We start from the raw sequence: 25,402 nt of genomic DNA on the forward strand, positions 1-25,402 counted from the left end.
TTTCAATGCAGCCCCGCAGGCGCCTCGCCGCCCTTCTCTCCGCTGGCCTCGCCGCGCCGCACCTTGCCGCGCTCGATCAGCTTGCCGAGCGTCGCGCGCTGAACCAGCACGCTGAACAGCACCGCGCCGAACGTGGCGGCCAGCAGCAGGTCGCGCACCGGACCTTCCGGCAGCGAGAGCGCCAGCGCGATGGAGATGCCGCCGCGCAGGCCACCCCACCATAGCACGCTCCACGCGCCCGCCGCCTTGGGCCTCGCGCCCGGCACAAGCCGCGTCGAAACGGTCACCGCCACCGCACGGGCGAGCAAGGTGATGGGAATCGCCGCCAGCGCCAGCAGCGCATGCGGCACGCCAGGAACCAGCGCGATCATCTCCAGCCCGATCAGCAGGAACAGGACGGAGTTGAGCAATTCGTCCACCACCTCCCAGAACTTGAGCACGTAATCGCGGGTCACGTCGCTCATGGCGTAGGTCACGCCGTGATTGCCGATCAGCAGCCCTGCCACCGCCATGGCGAGCGGGCCGGAGACGTGGAGGAAATGGCATAGCGCATAGCCGCCCATGACGACCGCCAGGCTGATAGTCACCTCCAGCGCGTATTCGTCCATCGAGCGCATGGCGCGGTAGCCGAGGAACCCCGCGACGAGGCCGATGAGGATGCCGCCGCCCGCTTCCATCACGAACAGCCGCGTGCCTTCAGCGATGCTGAAATCCTGCCCCGTCAGCGCCGCGCCGAGCAGGATGGTAAAGACCACGATGCCCACACCGTCGTTGAACAGACTCTCGCCCGCGACGCTGGCCTGCAGACCCTCGTCCACCCGCTCTTCCTTCAGCACGCCGAGCACGCTGACGGGATCGGTCGGGGCGATGAGGGCGCCGAAGACGAAGTACCATATCGGCGCGATGTCGAGGCCGAGCAGGCCGCCGAGACCCCAGGTTATGCCGCCCACCACCAGCGTCGAGACGATCACGCCCACGGTCGAGAGCAGCAGCACCGGCACCCAGTCCGCCCGCAGCCGGTCGAGATCGACGTGCAGCGCGCCCGCGAACAGCAGGAAGCTGAGCATGCCCTGCAGCAGCGTATCGGTGAAGTTCATCTGTTCCAGCAGGCGGGAGACGGTGTCGTCCAGCGTCACGGCGGGAATGAACTGGTTGGCCAGCAGCAACCCGATTGCGGCGACCGCGCCCATGACCGTCAGCCCGATGACATGCGGCAGCTTGAAGACGTGGTGGTTGAGCGTTCCCAGCACTGCGGAAGCGACCACCAGGATGGCGGCGAGATCGAAGGGCGAAATGGCCGAAGCGGTTTCGTGCATAGGACGAAGCGATAGCGGGGCAGGCTGGCAAGGCAAGGCGCGGTGCCTATTTACTCCTGCAAAGGAGACGACCCAATGAAGACCACAGGCAACACAATCCTAGTGACCGGCGGCGGCAGCGGCATCGGTCAGGCGCTGGCTTGGCAGTTCGCCGAGCGGGGCAATACCGTGATCGTAGCGGGCCGCACGGAGGAGAGCCTGCGCGAGACCGCCGAGGGGCGCGAGGGCATCCATACGCAGGTGCTCGACGTGGCGGACAATGCCTCCGTCGCCGAGTGCGCAGCGCGCATGACGCGCGATTTTCCCGAGCTCAACGTGCTGATCCACGCCGCCGGCATCATGTCCTATGACGAGCAGCACGATATCGCGCTCGCCGAGAAGATCATCGACATCAATCTCGTCGGCACGATGCGGATCTGCGAGGCGCTGATCCCGCAGCTTTCCGGCAAGCCAAACGCGGCGATCTGCACCACCAGCAGCGGGCTAGCCTTCGTGCCGTTCCCGGTCGCCCCGGCCTACAGCGCCAGCAAGGCGGGCGTGCATTCGTACTCGCTGAATCTGCGCCAGCGGCTGAAGGGCGATATCGAGGTGATCGAGATCGCCCCGCCGGGCGTGCAGACCGGCCTGACCGAGGGGCAGGAAACGCGCGAGGGCTATCTGCCGCTGAAGGACTATATCGAGCAGACCATGGCGAATTTCGAACAGGAGCCGACGCCGCCGGAAAATCTCGTCCCCAACGTGCTGGCGCTGCGCAACGCCGAGCGCGAGGGTCGGGTGGAAGAGGTGCAGGAGATGCTCGCGCGGGCCGTCGCCAACCGCTGAGGCGGTGGCCTGCGCTCGATTACCGGCCTTGCCGTGCGCGCCTGCCAGGCGCAATGTCGGCTCATGCTGTCGCAGAAGACACGATACGCGATCCGGGCTATGCAGCACCTGGCCGACATGCACGGCAAGGGGCCGGTGCAAATGGTGGAAATCGCTACCGTGCAGCGCATTCCGGTCACCTTTCTCGCCACCATCCTTTCCGAGCTGTCGCGCGCGGGGCTGGTACATTCGCAGCGCGGAAAGGACGGCGGTTACCGGCTGGCGCTGTCGCCGATCGACATCAGTTATGGCGATCTCATCCGCGTAATGCGCGGGTCGCTTGCGCTTGTGCCCTGCGCCAGCCGTTTCGCCCACGAACCGTGCAAGAACTGCTTGGACGAGCAGGACTGCCGCCTGCGCGCCTTGATGCTCGAGGTGCGCGACCGGACCGCTGCCGTGCTTGACGGGGTGCGCCTGTCCGACCCCATCGACCCAGTTCCGCTCGTTAGCGGCGATAGCAGTTAATGGCACGGCGCAAATAGCTTGCAACTGGACGCCGAAGCGCAAAAAGCTATTGTCAACTAAATCAGTTGAGTTAAGACGGGGGCGCGGCAATTGGGTCGCGTGCGATAAGGAGTTGTGCAGTGAAGGCTGCTTCGATGGACACCATGTCGGCCGACGATCTGGCACGATCCGCGCCTTTCCGGCCCATCGCCGAGGCGCTCCAGTCGCTGCGCTTCGGCACGATCCAGATTACCGTGCACGACGGCAAGATGCTGCAGGTCGACGTGACCGAACGGCATCGCTTCACCGCCTGACCCCGTTTTCGCCTCCCACCCCATGAACCGCGCGATCAGACCGGACCACCGGATGCTCTCGACCTTGTGCAAGGACAGAGACAATGCATCCCAAGATCCTCTGGTCGCTGCTGGCGACCGGTTGCAGCGCCGTGGCCGTCGCGCCCGCGTTGGCGCAAGACACCAGTCAGCCGGCTGACCAGGCCGCCGAAGGCGGTACCCCGCCTGACGCAGCGGAGAACTCCGAAACCGGCGCCATCATCGTCACCGCGCGCCGCCGCGAGGAGGACCTAAGCGACGTTCCCATCGCGATCTCCATCGTTACGGGCGAGCAAATCGACGCCAGCGGCAGCTTCAACGTCGGGCGGCTCCAGCAGTTGCAGCCATCGCTGCGCTTCTATTCGTCCAATCCGCGCAACACTGCGGTCAACATCCGCGGCATCGGCGCGCCGTTCGGGCTGACCAACGACGGCATCGAGCAGGGCGTGGGTATCTACATCGACGACGTCTACTACGCCCGCGTCGCCGCATCGACCTTCGACTTCCTCGATGTCGAGCGGATCGAGGTGCTGCGCGGACCGCAGGGCACACTCTATGGCAAGAACACCACGGCGGGCGCCCTCAACATCACCACCCGCCAGCCGACCTTCGATTTCGAAGGCAGCCTGCAACTCTCGTTCGGCAACCTGGGCTACCTGCAGGGCAAGGGCGCGATCTCCGGCCCGCTAAGCGAGAGGGTCGCCGCGCGCCTCGTCGCCTCGGCCACCAGCCGCGACGGGATGCTGACGAACGTGACCACCGGCAACGACGTCAACCAGCTCGACAACTTTGGCGCGCGGGCGCAGGTGTTGTGGGACATCTCCCATGCCGTCTCGCTCACGCTGGCGGGCGACTACAACCGCCAGAACCCCGAATGCTGCGGCCAGACGTTCGTGCGCGTGGCGCCGACCCTGCGCCCGGCCTCACGTCAGTTCGAAGCCTTGGCCGACTATTTCGGCTACGAACCCGCCAGCCGCGATGCGTTCGACCGCCTGATCGATCACGATACGCCGCTCGCCGCACGGCAGGAATTCGGCGGCGTCTCCGCCCGGCTTAACGCTGAGGTCGGGCCAGGTGACTTCACCAGCGTGACGAGCTGGCGCATCTGGGACTGGCAGCCGTCTAACGATCGTGACTATACCGAGCTGCCGATCACCACCGTGTCCGCCAACCCCTCGCGGCAGGACCAGTGGACGCAGGAGCTGCGTTATTCGGGCCCGGCGTTCGACGACGTCGAGTTTACCGCCGGCCTGTTTCTGTTCCGCCAGCATATCGTCTCGATCGGCTTGCAGGAGCAGGGCAGCGCGGCGAGCTACTGGCTGCTCGGACCCGGTGCGGGCAACAACCCGGCCTTGCTGAACGGTCTGCGGCAGACGACGGATATCGACTATCGCAACGACAGCGCGGCGCTGTTCGGCCGCGCTGTATGGCAGGTGACCGACACGCTGCGCATCGAGCCGGGCTTGCGGCTGAACTTCGATGCCAAGCATGCCGACTACGTCGCCGTCGCTAGCGGCGGTTTGCAGACGAGCGATTCGGTCCTGCGCGCGCGACAGAACGGCGTGTTGCAGAGCCAGTCCTACGTCGCCGACTTCAGCGACTGGAACCTTTCCGGCGACCTGACCGTGGCTTGGGAGTCAACGCCGGACTGGCTGCTCTACGCCACCTACGCCCGCTCGTTCAAATCGGGCGGGGTGAACCTGTCGGGCCTGCCCAACCGCGCCGACGGCTCGCCCGCTGTGGAACTGGCGACGGTCGCGCCCGAACGGGTCGACCATTTCGAGCTAGGCGCCAAGGCCACGCTGTGGGACGGTGGCGCGGATCTGGCGTTGTCGTTGTTCCGCACCGACATCGCCGACTACCAGGCCACGGTGGTCAACGGCGCGATCGGTGTGCTGCGCGGCTATCTCGCCAATGTCGACGAGGTCCGCACGCAGGGGTTGGAGTTGGAGGCTGCGCTACGTCCGGCGCGCGGCCTGACGTTGAACGGGTCGCTGGCCTATACCGATGCGACTTACGTGACGTTCACCGACGCGCCGCCGCCGCTCGAACTGTCGGGCGGGGCGATCCAGGTCGTCGACATCTCGGGCGCTCCGCTGCCCGGCGTGTCGCGCTGGGCGGCCAGCCTCTCCGGCGAATACTTCGTGCCGACTACGCTGCTCGGCGCGCCGGGAGAGGTCTATGCCGCCTTCGATGGCAGCTGGCGGTCGCGGTTCTCCTCCAGCCCCAGCCCGTCGGAATACATGTGGGTCGATGGCTACGCGCTGGTGAACCTGCGCGCAGGATTTCGCGCCGATGCTGGGTGGGACGTGTTCGCCTGGGTGCGCAATGCGACTGATGCCGAGTATTTCGACTTTCTCACCGCGCAATCGGGCAGTACCGGGCTGGTGGTCGGCCAGCCCGGCGATCCGCGCACCTACGGCGTGACCGCCAGCGTGCGCTTCTGACTGCCAAAAGGGTCAGTCGTGCAGCTTGGAAGCCGTTTCGGCCACCCGCTTGCCGAGATAGCGAGCGCCGCTTAGCTCGACCTCGCTCGGCTGGCGGCTGCCGTCGCCGCCGGCGATGGTCGAGGCGCCGTAAGGGGTGCCGCCCTTGACTTCGTCCACCCCGTTCTGCCCGTCGAAACCGTAGTCCAGCCCAACGATGGTGCAGCCCATGTGCAGAAGGTTGGTGATGATGGAAAAGCAGGTCGTCTCCTGCCCGCCGTGCTGGCTGGCGGTGGAGGTGAACACAGCGCCGACCTTGCCGACCAGCGCGCCCTTCATCCACAAACCGCCGGTCTGGTCCCAGAAGCTCGCCATCTGGCTCGCCATGCGGCCGTAACGGGTGGGCGAACCGACGACGATGCCGTCGTATTCGGCCAGCTTGTCCGGCCCCTCGATGCACGAGTGGCCCTCCATCGTCTGGAAGCCCGCGGCCTTGGCGACCTCGGCGGGAGCGGTTTCGGGCACGTGGCGGATGTCGGCTTCGTGCCCCGCCTCGCGCACGCCTTCCGCGACGGCTTCGGCCATCTTGGCGGTGTGGCCGTAGGAGGAGTAATAGAGCACGAGGATGCGGGCCATGGCGGGGTCCTTTCGGGAATGGGGGTGAGCGGCGCGGGGCGCGGCGGGGTTGCCACCCGGATACGGCTTGCAAAGCGTGATGTTCCCGCCAATCTCCTCGTCGGCACGCCCGCCCTCAGGAGTCTCGCCGCCCATGGAAACCTTTGCCGCCGAGCTCGAGACGATGCGCCGCGTGCCGCTCTCGGACGCGCACGTCGCGATGATCCGCGCCATCGGCGAGGAGCGGCACTTCGCCGCGGGCGACACCGTGGTGGAGCTGGGCGATCCAATGGACGAGTTCATCTATGTGCTCGAAGGCGAGATCGAGGTGGTCAATCCGTGGAGCGGCGACCGGCTGCACGAAAGCTCGCTCGGCCCGACGCAGTTCATGGGCGAGATCGGCTTTCTTAATCGCGGCAACTACTTCCTCGGCATGCGCGCGGCGCAGGACACCCGCGTGATCGCCGCCCCGCGTGACGACATGCTCGACCTGATGAGCCGCGTGCCCGAGCTTTCCGACCACGTCATCGGCGTCTTCGCCGCCCGCCGCCGCGCGCAGTTCGAGGGGCAGAACAGCTTCGTCAAGCTGATCGGGGCGGACCGCGATCCGGCGGTGCAGCGCGTCGAGAGCTTTCTGCGCCGCAATCGCCTGCCCTACGAGAGCCACGACCTCGACGATCGCGACGACGAGGCGCAGGCCCTGTGCAATCTCACCGGCCACGCGCCTGCGGTCATCGTGGGCAAGGGCGAGTTGATGGACGATCCCAGCCCGCGCAAGGTCGCCCGGCGGCTGGGGCTCGACCTGTCGGTCTGCCCCGAGGCGGAGTTCGACGTGCTTATCGTGGGCGGCGGGCCGGGCGGCGTGGCGGCGGCGGTCTATGCCGGGGCAGAGGGGCTGTGCGCGCTGCTGGTGGAGGACACGGCCGTCGGCGGACAGGCGGGAACGAGCAGCCGGATCGAGAACTACATGGGCTTTCCCACCGGCATTTCGGGCGCCGACCTCGTCTACCGCGGGGAGATCCAGGCGCTGAAATTCGGCACGCGCTTCGTCATGCCGCGCCGCGTCGTCTCGCTGGAGCGTCGACCCGATGGCCAGTTCTGCGCCACTCTCGACGGTGAAGGCGATGTCGTCTGCGCCCGCACGGTGGTGGTTGCGACGGGCGTGCAGTACCGCCGCCTGCCGCTGGACCGACTGGAGGAGCTGGAGGGCGCCGGCGTCTATTACGCGGCGACCGATATGGAGGCGCGCTTCTGCCGCAACTCGCAGGCCGTCGTCATCGGCGGCGGAAATTCGGCGGGACAGGCCGCGATGTATCTCAGCCGCACGGCGAGCCACGTCCACGTCGTGGTGCGCGGCGACAGCCTCGCGAGTTCGATGAGCGAATACCTCGCCAGCCGCTTGGCCCACGATCCTGCCATCACCGTCCGCTACAACTGCAGCGTGACGGAGCTTCACGGCGGCAACAAGCTGGAGGCCGTGACCCTGGCGGAGCCGGGCGGCGAGAGCACGATCGACTGCGCGGGCCTGTTCGTGATGATCGGCGCGGCGCCCAACACCGACTGGCTGAGCGGCCTCGTGGCGCTGGACGAGCAGGGCTTCGTCGTGACCGGAGAGGGCGTCGGCGGGGAAAGCCAGTACGAGACCTCGCAGCCCGGTATCTTTGCCGTGGGCGACGTGCGCTCGGGTTCGGTCAAGCGCGTGGCGAGTGCGGTGGGCGAGGGGAGCGTGGTGATCTCTGCCGCGTGGAACCGCGTGGCGCAGCAGCTGGAGCGCGAGGACGCCTGACGACCGGGGCGGGAATCACTCGCGGAAAAAGGATGGTGCCCGGGGGCGGATTTGAACCACCGACACGACGATTTTCAGTCGTCTGCTCTACCCCTGAGCTACCCAGGCACACCACCTTGCGCGGCCCCGCTTGCGGGATGCCGGCGCGCGAATGAAGCGCGCCTATGGCGAAGCCCCGCCGCCTTGGCAAGACCCTAATCCTCGCCGGGCGCGACCTCTTCGGGAGCGGCGGGCGGGCCGGGCACGGCATAGTCCTCGCCGAACCAGCGGGCGAGATCGACGTCGCGGCAACGGGGCGAGCAGAAGGGCGCGTGGTCGGCTTGGCGCGGCTTCTTGCAGATGGGGCAGGCGTTTCGGCTCATGGGCCGACAATCTGGGTATGCCAGCCCTCCAAGGCAACCTCGGGCGCGGCGCGCAGTTCGACCGGGCGGGCGGTCTTCAGGTACAGCTGTTCCAGCCAGTCGGCGCGCAAGGCGGCAATGACGGCAGGGTGCGCCGTGATGAGCGTGATGCCCGGACCGTTCATTGCGGCGGCGTGGTTGACGGCAAGTCGCGCCACGGCACCGACCGGGTCGTTCTGTACCCGCTCCAGCAGCGAGGGCGCCTCGCGCCGTGCGACGATCTGCACGAAGCCGAACCCGTTCATCGCGGTGCGCTCGTGCGGCCAGCCCGCGAACGCGTCTTCCAGCGCCGCGTCGACAGCCTTGCGGTCGGCTTTGCTGGCAAGCGTGGGAAAGTCGACGCCGATGGAGCCGGAAAGATCGAGCAGGCGGATCGCCTCGGCCAGCGGCTCGACCGCCGCCATCGCCAGCGCGCGCGGCGGCAGGTCGCCGTCGACATCCACCAGCGTCATGGCGGGGGTAGGGCTGAAGACGAGTTCGCCGCCCGCGAAGCTATGCCTGCCGCTCCAGGCGGTCCACCAGAACTCGCTCCATTCGGCGCTGTCGAAAGACTGGACGACCTTTGCGCCAAGCCGCTCGGCGAGCGAGGGCGCGGGGCGGGGCTCGGCGCTGGTGGGACGGACGAGCGCGGGCTTGGCGCGGCCGACTTCGCCGATGGGCGCGCGCACGACCTCGACGCGCAGGCGCGCGCCTTCGCTGGCATCGCGGGGCAGGCGGTCGACCCAGGCCTTTTCGCCGCTGTCGAACTGGACGCTGCCGCGCGTCGAACCGCGCTGACGGTGGACGAGCTTCACCTCCGCCACCTGACCCGGCACGAGCTCGCCCGGCCAGTCCACCTTGGCGGCAATCGCGCGGCCGTGGTCCATCAGCAGGGCGCGGTGCTCACCGATGCCCTGAAAAACCTGCCACTCAGCCAAGCGCGAACCCCGCCGCCTTCAAGAGCGCGCGCGTTTCGTAGAGCGGCAATCCGACCACGCCCGAATGGCTGCCCTGAATCCACGGGATTAGCGCCTCGGCCATGCCCTGGATGGCATAACCGCCCGCCTTGCCGTGCCACTCGCCCCCGGCGATGTAGGCGTCGATTTCCTGCTCGGACAGGCGTTTGAACTTGAGCTGGGTCTCGCTCAGCCGCTCACGCAGGGAGCCGTCCGGATGCCGCAGCGCGACGGCGGAAAGCACGCGGTGGCGGCGGCCCGACAACAGCTCGAGGCACTGGCGCGCCGTCGTCTCATCCTCGGCCTTGGGCAGGATGCGGCGCCCGGCAGCGACCACGGTATCGCCCGCCAGCACGAAGGTGTCGGCAACCTCGACGGCGAGTGCCTTTTCGCGCGCCATGCGCCTCGCATAGTCGCGCGGCAGTTCGGCCTTGCGCGGTGTCTCGTCAATGTCGGCGGCAACGACCTTGGCGGGTTCCACGCCTAAGCGAGCCAGCAGTTCGCGGCGGCGCGGGCTGGCCGATGCAAGGACGAGAATGGGAGAGGGCGAGCTCATGCCCGCGCCCGCATCAGGAGCCGGTGTAGCCTGGCGGTCCGCCGCGGCCCGGCATGAAGCGGTAGGTGATGCGCGCCTTCGTCAGGTCGTAGGGCGTCAGCTCGCACAGCACCTCGTCGCCCGTCAGCACGCGGATGCGGTTCTTGCGCATCCGGCCCGCGGTGTGACCGAGCACTTCGTGGCCATTCTCGAGCTCCACCCGGAACATCGCGTTCGGCAGCAGCTCCACTACCTTGCCGCGCATTTCGAGGAGTTCTTCTTTAGCCATGCAGTATCTCTTGTCCTTCGATGGTCGGATGACGGGTATTGGCGGCGGCCCATAGCCGTGCCGGCGTGAAAATGGAAGAGCGCGGGTGCCAGGCGGCAAAGTGCGCGCAACAATGGTTGCAATTGCGACAATTTAATACCGCCACGCCGGTTGCGCCGCGGACGGGCAATCCGCATATGCGCCTCGCGAGGTGGGGACCCACGCCAGTTTTTGCAAGGGTACGATATTGCGCGTCTTCCTCTCGTCCAGCCTCCTCGCCATTGCCGTTTCCCTCGTTCCGCTGTCGGCGCAGGCGCAGGATGCCGTGCCCGACGGGCAGGAACCGCCAGCGCAGGACGGTGGCGCAACGCCGCCGCCTGCCGAAGATGAGGATGTCATCTACGTCTACGGCGCCGCTCTGCGCGGCCGCGTGGACGCGGTGCAACCTCCGGTTCTCGAACTCGATGCCGAGGATATTGCCGCCTACGGCGCCGGCTCCATCGCCGAGCTGCTCGAGGCGCTCGGGCCGCAGATCAGCAGCGGGCGCGGACGCGGTGGCGGGGGCGGTCCGATCATCCTCGTCAACGGCGTACGCATCTCCAGCTTCCGCGAGCTGCGCAGCTATCCGCCCGAGGCGATCGAGCGCACCGAGGTCTTCACCGAGGAGGTGGCCCAGCAATACGGCTACTCGCCCGACCAGCGGGTGGTGAACATCGTACTCAAAAGCAACTTCTCCAGCCGCGAGATCGAATTGGAATACGGCCAGCCCTTTGACGGCGGCTTTTCCACCCAACAGGTTGAGGGCACCTACCTGCGGCTCGCGGGTCAGAGCCGGCTGAACCTCAACCTCGAATGGCAGAATTCCAGCCCGCTGACCGAGGGGGATCGGGACATTTTGCAGGCGGACAGCCAGGCACCGCGCATCCCGGGCGATCCCGATCCGGCCGATTTCCGCACGCTGGTGGCAGACACCGCCAGCCTCGAGGGCACGGTGGCGTGGAACACCACGCTGGGCGCAGGCACCTCGCTCGGCCTCAACGCCTCTGCCAGCCGCAACGACGGGCTGCGCTTGCAGGGCCTCGATTCCGTTCTGCTGACCGATGGCGCGGGCAACAGCGTGCTGCGCACTTTCAACGTGGCCGATCCGCTGGCGGTCGACAGCCGCTCGACCAGCTATTCCGCGGGCGCGTCGCTCAACACCGACATCGGCGACTGGCAGATCACCGCCACTGCCGACGGCACCTACGGCACCAGCCGCACGCGCACGCAGGCGCGGCTCGACACGCTGGCGCTGGTAAACGCGGCGGCAGCGGGGCAGCTGGCGCTCGACGCCGATCTCGGCCAGTTCGCCGATGCCGGTTTCGACGAGGCGGAGAGCGATACTTATCGCATCGAATCGCTCGTCACCGCGCGGACCAACCCCGTGCGTCTGCCGGCGGGCGACGTATCGCTGACGCTGGACGCAGGCTATACCGGCAACGGCATCGACAGCCGCGACACGCGCAATCCCCTCGTCGTGACGGAGCTCGACCGCACGCGCTGGAGCGCGGGGGCCAACGCGTCCATCCCGCTCACCAGCCGCGACGAGGAGTTCCTCGGCGATGTGGGCAACCTGTCGCTGAACCTGCAGGCGGGCGTCGACCATCTGTCGGACTTCGGCACGCTGACCGACTGGTCCGCCGGCCTGACCTGGGGCGCGACCGACAAGCTGACCTTCACCGCCACCTACGTCGCGCGCGACAGCGCGCCCAGCCTGACCCAGCTCGGCGGCGCGCGCATCACCACGCCCAACGTGCCGATCTTCGACCTGACGCGCGGGGAGACGGTGCTGGTCGAGGTGACGAGCGGCGGCAATCCGTTCCTGCCCGCGCAATCGCAGAGCGACTGGAAGTTCGGCGTCAACTGGCAGCTGCCCTTCCTCGAAAATTCCAGCCTGCAGGTCGAATACTTCGACAATCATTCCGAAGACACGACCGAGAGCTTCCCGCTGCTCACCCCCGCCATTGAGGCGGCCTTTGCGGACCGGGTGACGCGCGATGCGACCGGGCGGCTGACCGCGCTCGACAGTAGCTTCGTGACCTTTGCCGAGCAGGACGTGCGTCGGCTCCAGGTCGGCCTCAACCTTTCGGGCGAGATCGGCGCGGGCCGCGCGGCTGAAGCTGCGGCGCAGGGGCGCGGCGGACCGCCCGCGGCCGCGGCGCCCTCCGCTGCGCCAGCTCCCGCGGCCGGTGCAGGACAGCGTGGCCCCGGCGGCGGCGCAGGCGGCTTCGATCCCGCGCGCTTCCAGCAGATGCGTGCGCAGTTCTGCGAGGCCGAGCCGGCTGCCCTGCTCGAATTGCTGAATGCCACGCTGGCCGCTTCGGCAGCGGGTGAGACACCGCCTAACGGCCCCGACGGCCAGCCGCTCGCCATTCCACCGCAGATGCTCCAGCGTCTCGCGGGCGAGGACGGGCGCATCGATCCCGAACGTTTCGCGCAAATCCGCGAGCGCGTGTGCAGCGCCGAGGCCGGCCAGTTCGCCGGACGCACCGGCGGGCAGGGCGGACCTCCGCCGGGTGCGGGCGCAGGCGGACCGGCCCGCGGTGGCGGAGGCGGCCGTGGCGGCCGTGGCGGTGGCGGGTTCGGGCGCTTCGGCGGCGGACCTCAGGACGGCACGGGGCGCTGGTTTGCGAACCTGCAATATACCTACGAGATCGAGAATACCGTCCTTATCGCCGATGGCCTGCCGCTGCTCGACCTGCTCGACGGCGACGCGCTCGGCGGATCGAGCCCGCGGCACACGATCAGCCTGCGAGGCGGCGTGTTCAAGGACGGCTTCGGCCTGTTCGCCTTCGGCAACTACCGCGGCGCCTCGCGCATCGACGGCTCGGGCGCGACGGGCAGCACGGACCTGCGCTTCGACGACTTCGCCACTCTCAGCTTCCGCGCCTTTGCCGATCTCGGCCAGCGCACCAGTCTCGTGGAGGCCGTGCCCTTCTTCGAGGGGACGCGCATCAGCGTGGGCGTGGACAACGTGTTCGACGCGCGCCAGCGGGTGACCGACAGCACCGGCGCGGTGCCGCTGCGCTACCAGCCGTTCCTGATTGATCCGGTCGGGCGGCGGTTCGAGATCGAGTTCAGGAAGCTGTTCTGATCGCAAGCCCGCCTCCGCGGGCTTGTCCTCGCTAGACGCACTTCGCTGCGCTGCGTGCCCGTTGCGGGCGGGCGGTCGCCATTGCGGGCCTGCGGTCCGTCACGTGGTTGGCTACAGCGCCATACCGGCAGCATGGCCGCTCGCCCAGGCCCACTGGAAGTTGTAGCCGCCCAGCCAGCCGGTCACATCCACCGCCTCGCCGATGGCATAGAGGCCGGGCATCTTTCTGGCCTCCATCGTCTGCGAGCTGAGTTCGCCGGTGGCGATGCCGCCCACGGTCACCTCGGCCTTGGCGAAACCCTCCGTGCCGTTGGGGTGAAAGGTCCAGCCGCGCAGCCGCTCCTCCGCCGCGCGCAGGGCCTTGTCGGGCACATTGCCGAGATCGCCCGCGCAGCCGAGTTGCTCGGCGAGCACGTCGGCCAGCCGGTCGGGCAGCTCGCCGCGCAGGACGGTCCTTAGATGCTGTCCGGGTGCGCTGCGCTTGAGGTCCAGCAGCCAACCCGGCTGGAGGTCAGGCAGGAAGCGGATCGTCACCGGTTCCCCCGGACGCCAGTAGCTGGAGGCCTGCAGGATCGCCGGCCCGCTCATGCCGCGGTGGGTGAAGAGGGCGGCCTCGCGGAAGGTGGCCTTGCCAGCACGCGCCTCTACCTCCGCCGCCACCCCCGCGAGTTCCCGGAACAGCACCTCCTCGCCGCCCAGCGTCAGCGGAACGAGCGCGGGGCGCGGCTCGACCACCTTGAGGCCGAACTGGCGGGCGAGGGTGTAGGCAAAATCGCTCGCGCCCATCTTCGGGATGCTGGGCCCGCCGGTGGCGATGACGAGCTGCGGCGCGGTGAAGCGGTCGTGCTGGGTGGCCACGGTGAAAGCCGCGCCGTCATGGGCGACCTCGCTCACCTCCTCGCGGCACCTGGTGACGACCTCGCCCGGGCCCGCCGCGCATTCGGCCAGCAGCATGTCGACGATCTGTCGCGCACTGCCGTCGCAGAACAGCTGGCCCAGCGTCTTCTCGTGCCAGGCGATGCCGTGCTTATCGACCAGCGCGATGAAGTCGGCGGATGTGTAACGGGCGAGCGCGCTCTTGGCGAAATGCGGGTTGGCGCTGAGGTAGTTCGCCGGGCCGGCGCCGAGGTTGGTGAAATTGCACCGCCCGCCGCCGGAGATGAGGATCTTCTTGCCGACTTTCTCGGCCCGCTCGAGCACCAGAACGCGCCGCCCGCGCTGGCCGGCGATGGCGGCGCAGAACAGGCCCGCGGCCCCTCCGCCGAGGATGATGGCATCGTATTCGCGCATGGTCTTGCGCCTAGTCGCTGGTGTGGCGATTGCCCACCCCCGGCCCCTCCCGCAAGCGGGAGGGGAGCGAGACTTGCCAAGCCGAAGGCGAGGTTAGTCGCAGCGGGGTGGGCAAGTCTTTGGCCTCGCTTGGCAACGGCCCGCCCGAATCCTATCTCGTGCGCCATGAGCCGCGCCGAAGCAGGATCCCCGCCCGACCCAAGGGGCAAGGAACGCTTCAACGAGGAGCGCGCCGCCTACACCGTCAAGGGCGGCGGCGACAAAGGCGCGCAGCCCGATCTCGAGACGGGCGTAAAGGCCATCCGCGAGACCGTCCGCACTCTGAAGCCCAAGCCCGGCGTCTACCGCATGCTCGATGCGCGCGGCGACGTGCTCTACGTCGGCAAGGCGCGCAGCCTGAAAGCGCGGGTGGCGAACTACACGCAGGTCAAGGCGCTCTCCAACCGGCTGAAGCGGATGGTCAGCCAGTGCCGCAGCATGGAGATCGTCACCACCAACTCCGAGGCCGAGGCGCTGCTGCTGGAAGCGCAGTTCATCAAGCGCTTTCGCCCGCCTTACAACGTGCTGCTGCGCGACGATAAGAGCTTCCCCTTCATCCTCCTGCGCGAAGGGCACGACTACCCGCGCATCCAGAAGCATCGCGGGGCGCGGCGTGCCAAGGGAAGCTACTACGGCCCATTCGCAAGTGCGGGGTCGGTCAACACCACAATCAACGCGCTGCAAAAGCTGTTCCTGCTCAGGAGCTGCACCGACAGCTTCTTCGCCCGCCGCGACCGGCCGTGCCTGCTCTATCAGATCAAGCGCTGCTCCGCCCCCTGCGTCGGCCGCATCGACAAGGCCGGCTACGACGCGCTGATCCGCGAGGCGAAGGACTTCCTCGGCGGCAAGTCGGGTGCGGTGCAGGCGCGGATCGAGAGCCAGATGGCCGAGGCCGCCGCAAATCTCGATTTCGAGACCGCTGCCTTGCTGCGCGACCGGCTGCGCGCGGCGACCTTCATCCAGGGCAGCCAGGCGGTGAATGCCGACGGAGTGGGCGATGCCGACGTCTTCGCGCTCCACGCCAAGGGCGGGCAGATCGCCGTGCAGGGGTTCTTCGTGCGCGGCGGGCAGAACTGGGGCCACCGCGCCTTCTTCCCCAAGAACACCGGCGAGCTGGACGAGGCCGAGGTGCTGGCCGACGTGCTGCTGCAATTCTACGAGGAAGTGCCGCCCCCGCGCCACATCCTCGTCGACCGCGAATTGCCCGAGCAGGAGTTGCTCGAGGAAGCCTTCTGCCAGCTGGCCGAGCGGCGCGTCGTCATTTCCACCCCGCAGCGCGGCGAGCGGCGTAGGCTGATGGAGCAGGCCAAGCGCAACGCGGTGGAGGCGCTCGACCGGCGGCTGGCGGAGAGCGGCACGCAGGCGAAGATCATGCGCGAGATGGCCGACTTCCTCGAACTGGCGGAGGTGCCGCAGCGCATCGAAATCTACGACAACAGCCACATCCAGGGCGACAAGGCACTGGGCGCCATGGTGGTCGCGGGGCCCGAGGGCTACATCAAGAACCAGTACCGCAAGTTCAATATCAAGTCCGCGCAGACCAATGACGATTTCGGCATGATGCGCGAGGTGATGAGCCGCCGCTTTACCCGGGCCATGAACGAGGACCCGGACCGCGAGAAGGCGGGCGTCTGGCCGGACCTGGTGCTGATCGACGGCGGCAAGGGACAGATGTCGAGCGTGCGCGACACGCTGGAGGAGCTTGGCATCGAGGACGTGCCGCTGATCGCCATCGCCAAGGGCCCGCATCACGGGCGCGAGGGGCGCGAGGTGTTCCACTTCCCCGACGGGCGGGAGAAGACGCTGCCGGTCAACAGCCCCGTGCTGTTCTACCTCCAGCGTCTACGCGACGAGGTCCACCGCTTCGCTATCGGCGCCCACCGCGCCAAGCGCAGCCGCGCCATCACCGCCTCACCGCTGGACGAGATCCCGGGCATCGGCCCGGCGAGAAAGCGCGCGCTGCTCCTGCATTTCGGCACCGCAAGCAAGGTCCGCGCCGCCGCGCTCGAGGACCTGAAGCGCGTGCCGGGCGTCAGCGAGAGCGTGGCGCAGAAGGTATACGACTTCTACCACGCTGGCGGGTGAGCCTCAGCCGTCGCGAATGAAGCGGAAATCGGTGACGCCCGAGGCCAAACGATGCTCGCCTGCCGCGATCAGCCCCTGCGGCTGACCCCGCTCGAAAGGGCGCACACCATGCTCGCCCATGACGGGGTGAACGGTCAGGCGCAGCTCGTCGAGCAGGCCCCAGTCAGCGAACTGGGCGATGATCGAGGGACTGCCTAGAATAAGCGCCTTGCCGCGTTCCGCCAGCTCCGCGGCGCTGTCGGCATTGAGGGCGTCAAGTATCTCGGTGCCTTGCCAGTCGCTCCCAATCATGCCGTGCGACACGATCGTGCGCGGGGTTTGGTCGATGGCACGGCCGAGCCGCTGTTCGGCCTCGGACAGCGAGGAGTCGCGCGCCGCGGCGGGCCAATGGGCGACGAACAGATCGTAGGTCGTGCGGCCCAGCACCACGCGGTCGTGCGCGTCGATCAGGTCGGCGGCGAAGTGCATGAACTCGTCGTCCGCCACCACGGCATCGTGGCGGCAGAAGCCGTCCGGCGTGGTGTTGAGCTGAGCGGTGACGGGCACGGCCTATTCCCTGTCTGACCAGCCGATCTTGACGTGGGTGCCGTCGCAGAAGGGCTTGTTGCCGCTCTGCCCGCAGCGGCACAGGGCCATGCGGTTGCGCCGCTCGTAATCCTTGCCGTGGGCCGAGACGACGCGGATACCGCCCTCGACGTAGAGCGGGCCGGAGCAGTCTTCCGCCGGGTCCTGCGTGGTCGAGATCCATTGTTCGCGCTTGGCGAGGACGGGCTCGCCGGTTTCGTTGTCTATCACCACGAGGCGGCCGGAGACGCAGTTCTTCACCTGGTCGAGCAGGATGGCGGCGTGTTCGGGGTCGTCCGACTGCTTTACCTCCTTCCACGCGGTGTCGTAGGTGTCGCAGAAGCGGGCGAGGGCGCAGAGGTCTTCCTGGTCCATCAGCGTATAGCGCGGCCCATCGATGCGCTTGGCCTGCTCGGCGTAGGGCGCGCGGTCCGCGACCTCGGTGCCGTCGAAGCCCTGCTTGTGACTGTTGTCGCAGAAGGGCTTGTTGCCGCTCTTGCCGCAGCGGCAGAGGTAATAGGTGGTCTTGTCCGCGTGGTCGCCGGTCTTCAGCCAGTCCTTGCTCTCGCCCGCCTCGTTGACGGCGATGCTTTGCTCGACGAGCGGCACGCCGCCCTTGACCTCGTAGGGGCCGTCCTCGGTGACGGTGATGCGGCGTTCGTCGCTCATGCTCTGGTACCCTGCGCGCGCAAACGCCGTTCCTGGAAGGCGAAGCGCGCGGCCTCGCCCACGTCGCCCTGGAAGCTGGCGTTGACCACGCCGCCCACGGCGCTGCCGACGACCGGCACGATCATGCCCGCCCGGCTGCGGAAGCTGGCAAAGGCGATGGCGCGGCTGACGCGCTCCACCGCCTGGTCGACGGCGGGGACGATGGAATCGTGCGCATTCTCGACCAGCTCGCCGTCCGGCCCGATGGCGGCCTCCAGCGCGGCGATGCGCTCGCGACGAATGTCGACATCGTCGATGGCGGACAGCTCGAGGATTTGCAGCCGGAACAGCTTTTCCAGCGGTCCGTCGCCCGCGTAGCCGTAGGCGCGGCCGGTGTCGCGGATCGTGCGCAGCGCAATGGCGATGGTGGCGGGAATGTCGAGGCTCATGGTGACAAGGCCGCCGAAACCCGCCGCCATGCCGGTGGTGGCGCTGATGCCGCGCGCCGCCTTCGACACCTTCTTCGAGGCGGCGCGGGCGGCGGCAATGTCATGCGGGTGGTGGCTGAACCTGACGAGCTGCGGCGCGCCCACGGCGGCGTCCACGCCCTTCAGCACGGCCTCGACGACGCCCTTGGGCACGACTGAGGCGATGGCCTTGCCGAAGGGGTTGGTCAGCCGCTCGATCCCGCGGCCCAGCCACGAGGGCTTGCTCCGGCGGTAGTCCGCCTGCTGCTTTTCGAAGTCCATGCCCTGCCGAACGCGGCGCGCGGGCGGCTGGTTCCTAGTCGGCGACGCGCGTCAGTTGCAGGTCGTGGAAGTCGTAGGAGAAGTCGGTGAGGTCGCTGATCGCCTGCATCCGCATCCCCGTGACCGTGCCGTTCTCGACCACGAAGTCGACATAGGCATCGGCTTTCAGCGAGCTGTCGGGCCAGAAAGCGGTGAAGCGGTCGCCCGAATAGTGGCCGAGCGTGGTGTCGAGCACCTCGCTGCGGCCCATGTCGAGGTAGAGCCCGTCGGCGGTGCGGGTGACGACGACGTCGCCGTACCACGGATCGCGGTAGGTGCCGACATAGGCATCGAGCGGCAGACTGAGCGGTTCGACCGTCTCCGGGCGCGCGGCAACGGCGCCGATGGCTTCGGTCCCGGCAGCTTCCGCGGCTGCAAAGGCAGCGCCGAACTGGCCGATGTAGTCCTGCGCGCTGTCGCCGACGAGGGCGTTGGCGACGTGGTAGTTGAAGGTGGAGGCCGCGCCGCGATAGTCGTTGGTGGCGGAGAAGATGGCGATCCCGTGCTCGGGGATCAGCGTGAAGTTGCTCACCACACCCGGCGCGCCGCCGCCGTGGCTGACGTGCAGGTGCCCTTCGAAATCGCGCAGCGCCCAGCCGAGCGCATACATGCCGAGGTGCGAGGAACCGTTGGTGCGCAGCGCGCCGCCTACGGCCTGCGGGGTGACGCCGGTCCACAATTCGCGCGCCTGCGCCTCGCTGATGAGGCGGGTGCCGCCGGCCGTCACCGCGCCGTCGAGCCAGAACTTGCCCCATTCCATCATGCCGTCGGCGTTACACCAGATGCCGCCGGCCGCCGACCAGGTCTCCGAAAAGGCGAGCCGCGGGTCGATGGGCACGCCTGCCTCGGCGCCCGCCGCGCGCTCGTGCCCGGTGACCACGGGGGTGCCCGACGGGATGCGGTCCTGCTGCGCCGCGCAGTCGTCATCCATGCCGATGGGCTGGAACAGTTCCTGCGTGACGAATGTCGCCCAGTCCTTGCCGGAAACGCGCGTCACGATCTCGCCGGCCACCACGTACATGAGGTTGTCGTAGGCGTAGCCGTCGCGAAAGCCGGTGCTGGGGCGCAGGTGCGGCAGCGCGGCGATGACGTCGGCGGGGGAGGCGTCGCCGTCCGGCCAGATCAGCAGGTCGCCAGCGCCCAGCGGCAGGCCGGAGCGATGAGTGAGCAGGTCGCGCACGGTGAAGTGCTCGCTGACCCAAAGGTCCCACATGGCGAATTCGGGAATGTAGGTGCGTACCGGCGCGTCCCATTCCACCTCGCCGCGGTCGACGAGGATGGCGAGCGAGGCGGTGGTGAAGGCCTTGGAGATGCTGGCGATGGGCCAGAGCATGTCCTCGGTGACGAGCCGGGTCGTGCCTTCCTCGGCGAGACCTGCAACGCCGGTCCACACCACCTCGCCATCGACCATGACGGCGCCGACCATGCCGGTGCTGTCGTAGGCGGCGACGGTGCGGGCGAGCGCCTCGTCGTAGTCGATCGCCGGATCGTCGTGCGCGGCTGCGGGCAGCGGCAGGGCGAGCAGGGCCAGAGGCAGCAGCAAAGCTCTAGACATGACGCAACATTCCTTCCTGCGAGACGCTGGCGACGAGCCGGCCGTCGCGGGTGAACACCTGTCCGCGCGCAAACCCGCGCGCCGCGCCCGACCACGGGCTTTCGGTGGCGAACAGCAGCCACTCGTCGACGTGGAAATCCTCGTGAAACCAGATGGCGTGGTCGATGCTGGCGGCTTTCACCTCGCCGCGGTGGATGCTCTTGCCGTGCGGCTGGAGCGCGGTGGCGAGGATCTGAAAATCGGAGACGTAGGCCAGCACGCTGCGATGCACGGCGGGAGAAGCGGGCAGCGGGGCGACGGTCTTGAACCAGACGTGCGAGACCGGCGGGCGCTTTTGCGGGTCGAGCCAGTCGCGCGGCTCGACGCTGCGGAAATCGACCGGGAAGGGACGCAGCAGCAGGTTCTTGATCGGGCTGTCGGGGATGACCTCGGCCACGCCGCGGCGGATGTCGGCATCGGCAGGCAGGTCCTCGGGCGACGGCACGTCGGGCATGGCAGGGTGCTGGTGGCCCGGGCCCTCCGCGGGCTCCTGGAAACTGGCGACGAAGTTCAGGATCGGCTTGCCCTGCTGGCTCGCCACCACCCGGCGGTTGGAGAAACTGCGCCCGTCGAGGTCGCGCTTCACCCGGAATTCGATGGGCAGGGCATCGCTGCCGGGGCGCAGGAAATAGGCGTGCAGCGAGTGCACCGCGCGCGCCGGATCGACCGTGCGGCTCGCCGCGCCCAGCGCCTGCGCGATGGCCTGTCCGCCGAACACGCGGCCGGTCCCGTCCTCGCGCCGGCGGCCGACGAACTGGTCGCCGCCCTTGTCCTCCAGTTCGAGGAGGAAGACGAGGTCGGCGAGGACGCGTTCGGGGGTCGGTTTGGTGGGAGATTCCATCGTTCCCGCCATTGCGCGCCGCGCTGCCCGCGGTCAAGGCAGGCCGTCGGGAGGAGCCTGTCAGCCCTTGCCGGACAGGCGGCGCACCACCCGCATCGCCATCGCCTTGGCCTGGTTGCTCGCGGGCCAGCGTTGTGGCGGCTTCGGCTGCAGGCCCCAGCGTCGTAGCACCTTGTTGAAGGCGCGCGCGTCCGCCTCGGCGAAGCTCCATTCGCTGCGCCAGGTGATGGACAGCGAAACCGACACCTCCTTGCCGTTCTGCACGAAATGCGGCGCCATGACGGGGACGTAGATCGCGTCCGTCGGATAGAGCGTGAAGCGGACGCCATGCCGCATGAAGGCCTCGTCCCACGTCAGCTCGCGCCCGCCGCCGGTGTGATAGGTCTCGTGCACGGCATCGGGGGCGAAACGCGGGTCGCCGGGCGGGAACACTGTCATCACCTTGTGGCCGCGCAGTTGCAGCAGGATGTTGTGCTCCGGGTCGAAGTGATAGGGCGTCACCGCGTCGGGGCTGGAGATGAAGATGAAACCCTGCGGGCGTAGGATCTTCCCGGTGCGCGCCTCGATTATCGGTGCCAGTTCACCTATCAGTTCGTGCAGCAGGCCCTCGAACGGCCGGTTCTGTTCGATGTTTTTGAGCACCGCCCAGCTGTTGGAGGTGGCGATGTTGCGGATAGTCTCGCCGATGGTCAGGCCGTTGCCTTCGGGCTTGCCGTCGACGCCGATGGGCAGGTCGCCCCGGTTGTATTCGACGCTCTCGGGCGGCAGCGCCTCGCCCAGCAGGGCCAGCGCGTCGAGCTCGAGTAGCGGGTGGCCGACGAGGTTGTGCTCGAGCTTGTGCGTCCCTTCCGGATAGGAGGAGGAAAAGAAGCTGCGCGAACGCTCCGGAAAGGCGCGTCTGGCCCCGAGGGCTCGGCCGCGAAGGTTCTTGCTCATCGAATTCATGCGGAAAGTCCCGTGGGCGGCCTGCCGGTCTCGCGGCGGGCGATGGCGGCAAAGGCGGCGCGGTGCAGCGGCCCGCCGATGCCGAGCGAGAGGCTGGCGACGGGGCGGCGCTCGCGCCAGAGGTGGTCGATCATCGGATGGTCCTGTGCCGCGCAGCTGTCGATCCAGCGGACCTCGCGCGGATCGCGCCGGGTCAGCGCCTCGAGCTGCATTAGCACGCCCGGGGAGAAGCGCGACAGGCTCTCGTCGTAGGCGGTCTTGAACGAAAACGCGCCGGGCAAGGCCACGAAGCTGGCGAGCATGGCGATGGGCCTGCCGTCGAGACGCAGCGCCAGCCGGTCCAGTCGCCCCTGCCGCGCGGCGCCGTGCAGCGCCTGCTCGAACAGCGCCGCGGTAGCCGGATCGCAGCCCAGCGCCGAGCCTTGGCGGCCCTTCCAGCCGGATTTTTCCAGCGCGAGGAAATCGGCAATCCATTCGCCGAGGCCGTCGCTGTCCTGCCGATGCTCGCTGGTCAGTTCGCCTTCCTCGGCAAGGCGGCGGTGCTGGCGGCGCAGTTCCTTGCGCTTCTTAGTCGAGAGCGAGGCTTCGAGATAGCTTTCCGCGTCAAGGTTGCCGGACAGCATGGCGCGCTCCTCCAGCCGCACCGTCGCGGCGGCGCGGCCCGTGGCGGCGAGTTCATCGACCAGCGCGTCGTGCAGCGGACCGCGTGCGGGCACGCAGGCGAGGTGCAGAAACGGCGCCAGCCCCGCGTGGCGGTCGGCCCAGGCGAGCAGTTCGTGCCAGAACAATCGCTCGAACCCGCGGGCCACCAGCGGCGCGCCGAGGAAGCAGTTGGCGTGGGCCCACCCGCGCCAGTGGGGAAGGGGGTGGCCGTAGTAGCTCGTCGCGCGCCGCAACGGCAGGAGCCCTGCCAGCTGGCCGTCGACCTCCAGCGTGAACAGGCGCACCTTGCCGCGCGGATCGAGGGCGTGCAGCGAGGCGAGCAGGTACCAGCTTTCGTAGAAGGGATTGGGCTCACTCGCCCAGCGAGCCAGCGCATCCCAGCTTGCGACCATGTCGGGCCGGTCGAGCCGGTGCCAGTCGCGGACCCGGGCGCGCGGTTGCGGCGCGCTCACCCGAACGCGTCCGGCCGCGGGAATGGCGGTGGCGGATACGGCATCGAATGGCGCGGACTGGCCCAAGAAACGCTCTTAACCCCCCGGTTCGCCGGACCTGTATGCCGGCCTCCTGCGCCTAGGATGTGCGCGGCCAAGAAAGGGTCAAGAAAGGTGGTAAACGAAACCCTGCCCGGATCGCTCCGGACAGGGTTTCATGGTCATCCGACAGGATCGGCGACGGGTCAGCCGGCACCGCCCGCCAGCGCCGCCAGCAGCAGCAGGGCGACGATGTTGGTGATCTTGATCATCGGATTGACGGCCGGGCCCGCGGTATCCTTGTAGGGATCGCCCACGGTATCGCCGGTCACCGCGGCTTTGTGCGCCTCGGAGCCCTTGCCGCCGTGGTTGCCGTCCTCGATGTACTTCTTGGCGTTGTCCCATGCGCCGCCGCCAGCGGTCATGGAGAGCGCCACGAACAGGCCACCCACGATCACGCCCAGCAGCAGCGCGCCGAGCGCGGCAAAGGCGTTCTCCTGCCCGGCGATCAGGAAGATCGCGAAGTAGACGACGACCGGCGCCAGCACCGGCAGCATCGAGGGGACGATCATCTCCCTTATGGCGGCCTTGGTGACGAGGTCGACGGTGCGCGCGTAGTCGGGCTTCTCGGAATAATCCATGATGCCCGGCTTTTCCTTGAACTGCGCGCGCACGTCCTTGACCACGTCGCCCGCCGCGCGGCCCACGGCGGTCATGCCCATGGCGCCGAACAGGTAGGGCAGCAGTGCACCCAGCAGGAGGCCCACGATGACGTAGGGGTTCTCCAGGCTGAAATCGACGTCCGCGTTCGGGAAGAACTCGGCAAGATCTGTGGTGTAGGCGGCGAACAGCACCAGCGCGGCGAGGCCGGCCGAGCCGATGGCATAGCCCTTCGTCACCGCCTTGGTGGTGTTGCCCACCGCGTCGAGCAGGTCGGTCTTCTCGCGCACGCTGTCATCGAGGCCCGCCATCTCGGCGATGCCGCCGGCGTTGTCGGTGACGGGACCGTATGCGTCGAGCGCCACGACCATGCCCGCCAGCGCCAGCATCGAGGTGGCGGCATAGGCGATCCCCATCAGTCCGGCGAGCTGGTATGTGCCGATGATCGCCGCAACGATCGCCAGCGTCGGAAGCGCGGTCGATTCGAGGCTGATGGCGAGGCCCTGGATCACGTTGGTGCCGTGGCCCGTTTCCGAGGCCTTAGCGATCGAGCGGACCGGGCGGAAGCCCGTGCCGGTGTAGTACTCGGTGATCCAGATGATGATGCCGGTCAGCAGCAGGCCGATGACCGCACAGCCGAACAGCGCCCAGCCGGTGAACGGGGCGATGGCCGAGGTGCCCTCTTCCGCCAACGGCGCGCCGGGATCGACGTTGCCGAGGTTCTCCGGCCCGCCGATGGTGGCGGAAAGGTCGCCGAGGGCGAAGGTCATCACGAACCAGATCAGCGGCACGGAAAGCACGGCGGTGACGAGGAAGCCCTTGTACATGGCCCCCATCACGTTGGTCCCGCCGCCCAGGCGCACGAAGTAGGTGCCGATGATCGAGGTGACGATGCACGCCCCGCCGATCAGCAGCGGCAGCGCCATCAGCGGCAACAGCAGGTCGCCCGCGCCGGTCAGCAGCAGGGCGGTGAGCACCATGGTCGCGCCCACCGTGACGACGTAGGTTTCGAACAGGTCGGCGGCCATGCCGGCGCAGTCGCCCACGTTGTCGCCCACGTTGTCGGCGATGACGGCGGGGTTGCGCGGGTCATCCTCCGGAATACCGGCCTCGACCTTGCCGACGAGGTCGGCGCCTACGTCGGCGGCCTTGGTGAAGATGCCGCCGCCAAGGCGCGCGAAGATGGAGATGAGCGAGGCGCCGAAGGCCAGCGCCACCAGCGCGTCGATCACCTCGCGGCTGGCGGGGTCTTCGCCCATGGGGCCGATCAGGACGTAGAAGAACACCGCGATGGCGAGCAGCGCCAGACCAGCGACCAGCATGCCGGTGATGGCACCGGCGCGGAAGGCGAGGGTGAGGCCCTGCTGCAGCCCGGTCTGCGCCGCGGCGGCCGTGCGCACGTTCGAGCGCACCGAGATGTTCATGCCGATATATCCGGCCACGCCCGAAAGGATCGCGCCGATGAGGAAGCCCACGGCCGATACCGGGCCGAGGAACACGCCAACGATCACCGCCACGACCACGCCGACCATGCCGATGGTGGAATACTGGCGGTTGAGGTAGGCCTTGGCGCCTTCCTGGATGGCGCCGGCGATTTCCTGCATCTTCTCGTTACCGGCCGAGCTGCCGAGCACCTGGCGGCTGGTGACGAAGCCGTAGACCACGGCCAGCGCCCCCAGGGCTATTGCGATGAGTACGAGGTTCATGTCCCTCTATGTCCCTTCCCTGAAATGAAAACGACCCGGTTGCCCCGGGTTCGCCAG

General features: G+C 68.3%; 22 protein-coding genes and 1 tRNA gene. 7 read left to right on the top strand and 16 right to left on the bottom strand.

All coding sequences use genetic code 11. The features are described 5' to 3' along the window. Window positions 1–2: 2 nt before the first annotated feature. On the bottom strand, window positions 3–1,316 hold the full coding sequence (locus tag AAW00_RS01165) for a cation:proton antiporter (RefSeq protein WP_047002527.1): 1,314 nt from the start codon (window positions 1,314–1,316) through the stop codon (window positions 3–5). Window positions 1,317–1,391: 75 nt separating this feature from the next. Here AAW00_RS01165 and AAW00_RS01170 point away from each other — a divergent pair, with 75 nt between their 5' ends. From AAW00_RS01170 to AAW00_RS01180, 4 genes are all read left to right on the top strand, one after another. Beyond that, window positions 1,392–2,138, top strand: a complete 747-nt coding sequence (locus AAW00_RS01170) for an SDR family oxidoreductase (protein WP_047002528.1) — start codon at window positions 1,392–1,394, stop codon at window positions 2,136–2,138. 63 nt (window positions 2,139–2,201) lie between these two features. Next, window positions 2,202–2,642: an RrF2 family transcriptional regulator gene (locus AAW00_RS01175; RefSeq protein WP_047002529.1), complete on the top strand. Its 441-nt coding sequence runs from the start codon at window positions 2,202–2,204 to the stop codon at window positions 2,640–2,642. 134 nt (window positions 2,643–2,776) lie between these two features. Next, window positions 2,777–2,935 (top strand): YezD family protein, encoded by a 159-nt coding sequence (locus AAW00_RS14510; protein WP_082124870.1) that lies wholly within the window; start codon window positions 2,777–2,779, stop codon window positions 2,933–2,935. 83 nt (window positions 2,936–3,018) lie between these two features. Continuing rightward, the gene (locus AAW00_RS01180; protein ID WP_047002530.1) at window positions 3,019–5,400 is read left to right on the top strand and encodes a TonB-dependent receptor; all 2,382 of its coding nucleotides are present in this window, start codon (window positions 3,019–3,021) and stop codon (window positions 5,398–5,400) included. Window positions 5,401–5,412: 12 nt separating this feature from the next. Here AAW00_RS01180 and wrbA read toward each other — a convergent pair whose 3' ends face one another. Continuing rightward, window positions 5,413–6,015, bottom strand: a complete 603-nt coding sequence (gene wrbA, locus AAW00_RS01185) for an NAD(P)H:quinone oxidoreductase (RefSeq protein WP_047002531.1) — start codon at window positions 6,013–6,015, stop codon at window positions 5,413–5,415. Window positions 6,016–6,148: 133 nt separating this feature from the next. Here wrbA and AAW00_RS01190 point away from each other — a divergent pair, with 133 nt between their 5' ends. After that, window positions 6,149–7,780, top strand: coding sequence for an FAD-dependent oxidoreductase (locus AAW00_RS01190; protein WP_047002532.1), 1,632 nt, complete (start codon window positions 6,149–6,151; stop codon window positions 7,778–7,780). A 33-nt stretch (window positions 7,781–7,813) separates the two neighbouring features. Here the strand turns inward: AAW00_RS01190 and AAW00_RS01195 are convergent. From AAW00_RS01195 to infA, 5 genes are all read right to left on the bottom strand, one after another. Further along, window positions 7,814–7,888, bottom strand: a tRNA-Phe gene (locus AAW00_RS01195). Between the two features lie 86 nt (window positions 7,889–7,974). Further along, window positions 7,975–8,142: a DNA gyrase inhibitor YacG gene (locus AAW00_RS01200; protein ID WP_047002533.1), complete on the bottom strand. Its 168-nt coding sequence runs from the start codon at window positions 8,140–8,142 to the stop codon at window positions 7,975–7,977. Then, entirely contained in the window at window positions 8,139–9,098 is a 960-nt protein-coding gene (locus tag AAW00_RS01205) for a ribonuclease E/G (protein WP_047002534.1), read from the bottom strand. The genes AAW00_RS01200 and AAW00_RS01205 overlap by 4 nt, the downstream gene beginning before the upstream one ends. Next, the gene (locus AAW00_RS01210; protein ID WP_047002535.1) at window positions 9,091–9,672 is read right to left on the bottom strand and encodes a Maf family protein; all 582 of its coding nucleotides are present in this window, start codon (window positions 9,670–9,672) and stop codon (window positions 9,091–9,093) included. The genes AAW00_RS01205 and AAW00_RS01210 overlap by 8 nt, the downstream gene beginning before the upstream one ends. 13 nt (window positions 9,673–9,685) lie before the next feature. After that, window positions 9,686–9,940 carry a translation initiation factor IF-1 gene (infA, locus tag AAW00_RS01215; RefSeq protein WP_047002536.1) on the bottom strand — a complete coding sequence of 85 codons (255 nt, stop codon included), beginning with the start codon at window positions 9,938–9,940 and terminating at the stop codon, window positions 9,686–9,688. A gap of 226 nt (window positions 9,941–10,166) precedes the next feature. Here infA and AAW00_RS01220 point away from each other — a divergent pair, with 226 nt between their 5' ends. Then, complete coding sequence (locus tag AAW00_RS01220) at window positions 10,167–13,052, top strand: TonB-dependent receptor (protein WP_052761710.1); 2,886 nt, start codon at window positions 10,167–10,169, stop codon at window positions 13,050–13,052. Between the two features lie 111 nt (window positions 13,053–13,163). On the opposite strand, the gene AAW00_RS01225 is transcribed toward AAW00_RS01220, so the two are convergent. Continuing rightward, on the bottom strand, window positions 13,164–14,342 hold the full coding sequence (locus AAW00_RS01225) for a BaiN/RdsA family NAD(P)/FAD-dependent oxidoreductase (protein WP_047002538.1): 1,179 nt from the start codon (window positions 14,340–14,342) through the stop codon (window positions 13,164–13,166). A gap of 165 nt (window positions 14,343–14,507) precedes the next feature. Between AAW00_RS01225 and uvrC the strand changes: the two genes are divergently transcribed. Then, entirely contained in the window at window positions 14,508–16,466 is a 1,959-nt protein-coding gene (gene uvrC / locus AAW00_RS01230) for an excinuclease ABC subunit UvrC (RefSeq protein ID WP_047002539.1), read from the top strand. Between the two features lie 3 nt (window positions 16,467–16,469). Here uvrC and AAW00_RS01235 read toward each other — a convergent pair whose 3' ends face one another. The 8 genes from AAW00_RS01235 to AAW00_RS01270 form a co-directional block, all read right to left on the bottom strand. Then, window positions 16,470–17,012 carry a dihydrofolate reductase family protein gene (locus AAW00_RS01235; protein ID WP_047002540.1) on the bottom strand — a complete coding sequence of 181 codons (543 nt, stop codon included), beginning with the start codon at window positions 17,010–17,012 and terminating at the stop codon, window positions 16,470–16,472. A 3-nt stretch (window positions 17,013–17,015) separates the two neighbouring features. Further along, window positions 17,016–17,699: a CDGSH iron-sulfur domain-containing protein gene (locus AAW00_RS01240; protein WP_047002541.1), complete on the bottom strand. Its 684-nt coding sequence runs from the start codon at window positions 17,697–17,699 to the stop codon at window positions 17,016–17,018. Beyond that, entirely contained in the window at window positions 17,696–18,427 is a 732-nt protein-coding gene (locus AAW00_RS01245) for an EcsC family protein (protein ID WP_047002542.1), read from the bottom strand. The genes AAW00_RS01240 and AAW00_RS01245 overlap by 4 nt, the downstream gene beginning before the upstream one ends. Before the next feature lie 34 nt (window positions 18,428–18,461). Further along, window positions 18,462–20,021 carry a serine hydrolase gene (locus AAW00_RS01250; protein ID WP_082124871.1) on the bottom strand — a complete coding sequence of 520 codons (1,560 nt, stop codon included), beginning with the start codon at window positions 20,019–20,021 and terminating at the stop codon, window positions 18,462–18,464. Beyond that, complete coding sequence (locus AAW00_RS01255) at window positions 20,014–20,901, bottom strand: acyl-CoA thioesterase (RefSeq protein ID WP_047002543.1); 888 nt, start codon at window positions 20,899–20,901, stop codon at window positions 20,014–20,016. The genes AAW00_RS01250 and AAW00_RS01255 overlap by 8 nt, the downstream gene beginning before the upstream one ends. A gap of 60 nt (window positions 20,902–20,961) precedes the next feature. Then, a complete protein-coding gene (locus AAW00_RS01260) occupies window positions 20,962–21,837 on the bottom strand; it encodes a cupin-like domain-containing protein (RefSeq protein ID WP_047003426.1) in 876 nt (291 codons plus the stop codon). 5 nt (window positions 21,838–21,842) lie between these two features. Next, window positions 21,843–22,961: a GNAT family N-acetyltransferase gene (locus tag AAW00_RS01265; protein ID WP_241461602.1), complete on the bottom strand. Its 1,119-nt coding sequence runs from the start codon at window positions 22,959–22,961 to the stop codon at window positions 21,843–21,845. Window positions 22,962–23,185: 224 nt separating this feature from the next. Beyond that, window positions 23,186–25,345 (bottom strand): sodium-translocating pyrophosphatase, encoded by a 2,160-nt coding sequence (locus AAW00_RS01270; RefSeq protein ID WP_047002544.1) that lies wholly within the window; start codon window positions 25,343–25,345, stop codon window positions 23,186–23,188. Window positions 25,346–25,402 lie beyond the last annotated feature (57 nt).

This window comes from Aurantiacibacter luteus (assembly GCF_001010945.1).
GTDB classification, from domain to species: Bacteria; Pseudomonadota; Alphaproteobacteria; order Sphingomonadales; family Sphingomonadaceae; genus Alteraurantiacibacter; species Alteraurantiacibacter luteus.

Coding starts and splice junctions, on each gene's coding strand:
- AAW00_RS01245 (WP_047002542.1), bottom strand. CDS start 18,427: ATGGACTTCGAAAAGCAGCAGGCGGACTACCGCCGGAGCAAGCCCTCG.
- AAW00_RS01165 (WP_047002527.1), bottom strand. CDS start 1,316: ATGCACGAAACCGCTTCGGCCATTTCGCCCTTCGATCTCGCCGCCATC.
- AAW00_RS01260 (WP_047003426.1), bottom strand. CDS start 21,837: ATGAGCAAGAACCTTCGCGGCCGAGCCCTCGGGGCCAGACGCGCCTTT.
- wrbA (WP_047002531.1), bottom strand. CDS start 6,015: ATGGCCCGCATCCTCGTGCTCTATTACTCCTCCTACGGCCACACCGCC.
- AAW00_RS01255 (WP_047002543.1), bottom strand. CDS start 20,901: ATGGAATCTCCCACCAAACCGACCCCCGAACGCGTCCTCGCCGACCTC.
- uvrC (WP_047002539.1), top strand. CDS start 14,508: ATGAGCCGCGCCGAAGCAGGATCCCCGCCCGACCCAAGGGGCAAGGAA.
- AAW00_RS01190 (WP_047002532.1), top strand. CDS start 6,149: ATGGAAACCTTTGCCGCCGAGCTCGAGACGATGCGCCGCGTGCCGCTC.
- AAW00_RS01210 (WP_047002535.1), bottom strand. CDS start 9,672: ATGAGCTCGCCCTCTCCCATTCTCGTCCTTGCATCGGCCAGCCCGCGC.
- AAW00_RS01200 (WP_047002533.1), bottom strand. CDS start 8,142: ATGAGCCGAAACGCCTGCCCCATCTGCAAGAAGCCGCGCCAAGCCGAC.
- AAW00_RS01250 (WP_082124871.1), bottom strand. CDS start 20,021: ATGTCTAGAGCTTTGCTGCTGCCTCTGGCCCTGCTCGCCCTGCCGCTG.
- AAW00_RS14510 (WP_082124870.1), top strand. CDS start 2,777: ATGGACACCATGTCGGCCGACGATCTGGCACGATCCGCGCCTTTCCGG.
- AAW00_RS01175 (WP_047002529.1), top strand. CDS start 2,202: ATGCTGTCGCAGAAGACACGATACGCGATCCGGGCTATGCAGCACCTG.
- AAW00_RS01170 (WP_047002528.1), top strand. CDS start 1,392: ATGAAGACCACAGGCAACACAATCCTAGTGACCGGCGGCGGCAGCGGC.
- AAW00_RS01180 (WP_047002530.1), top strand. CDS start 3,019: ATGCATCCCAAGATCCTCTGGTCGCTGCTGGCGACCGGTTGCAGCGCC.
- AAW00_RS01270 (WP_047002544.1), bottom strand. CDS start 25,345: ATGAACCTCGTACTCATCGCAATAGCCCTGGGGGCGCTGGCCGTGGTC.
- AAW00_RS01225 (WP_047002538.1), bottom strand. CDS start 14,342: ATGCGCGAATACGATGCCATCATCCTCGGCGGAGGGGCCGCGGGCCTG.
- AAW00_RS01240 (WP_047002541.1), bottom strand. CDS start 17,699: ATGAGCGACGAACGCCGCATCACCGTCACCGAGGACGGCCCCTACGAG.
- infA (WP_047002536.1), bottom strand. CDS start 9,940: ATGGCTAAAGAAGAACTCCTCGAAATGCGCGGCAAGGTAGTGGAGCTG.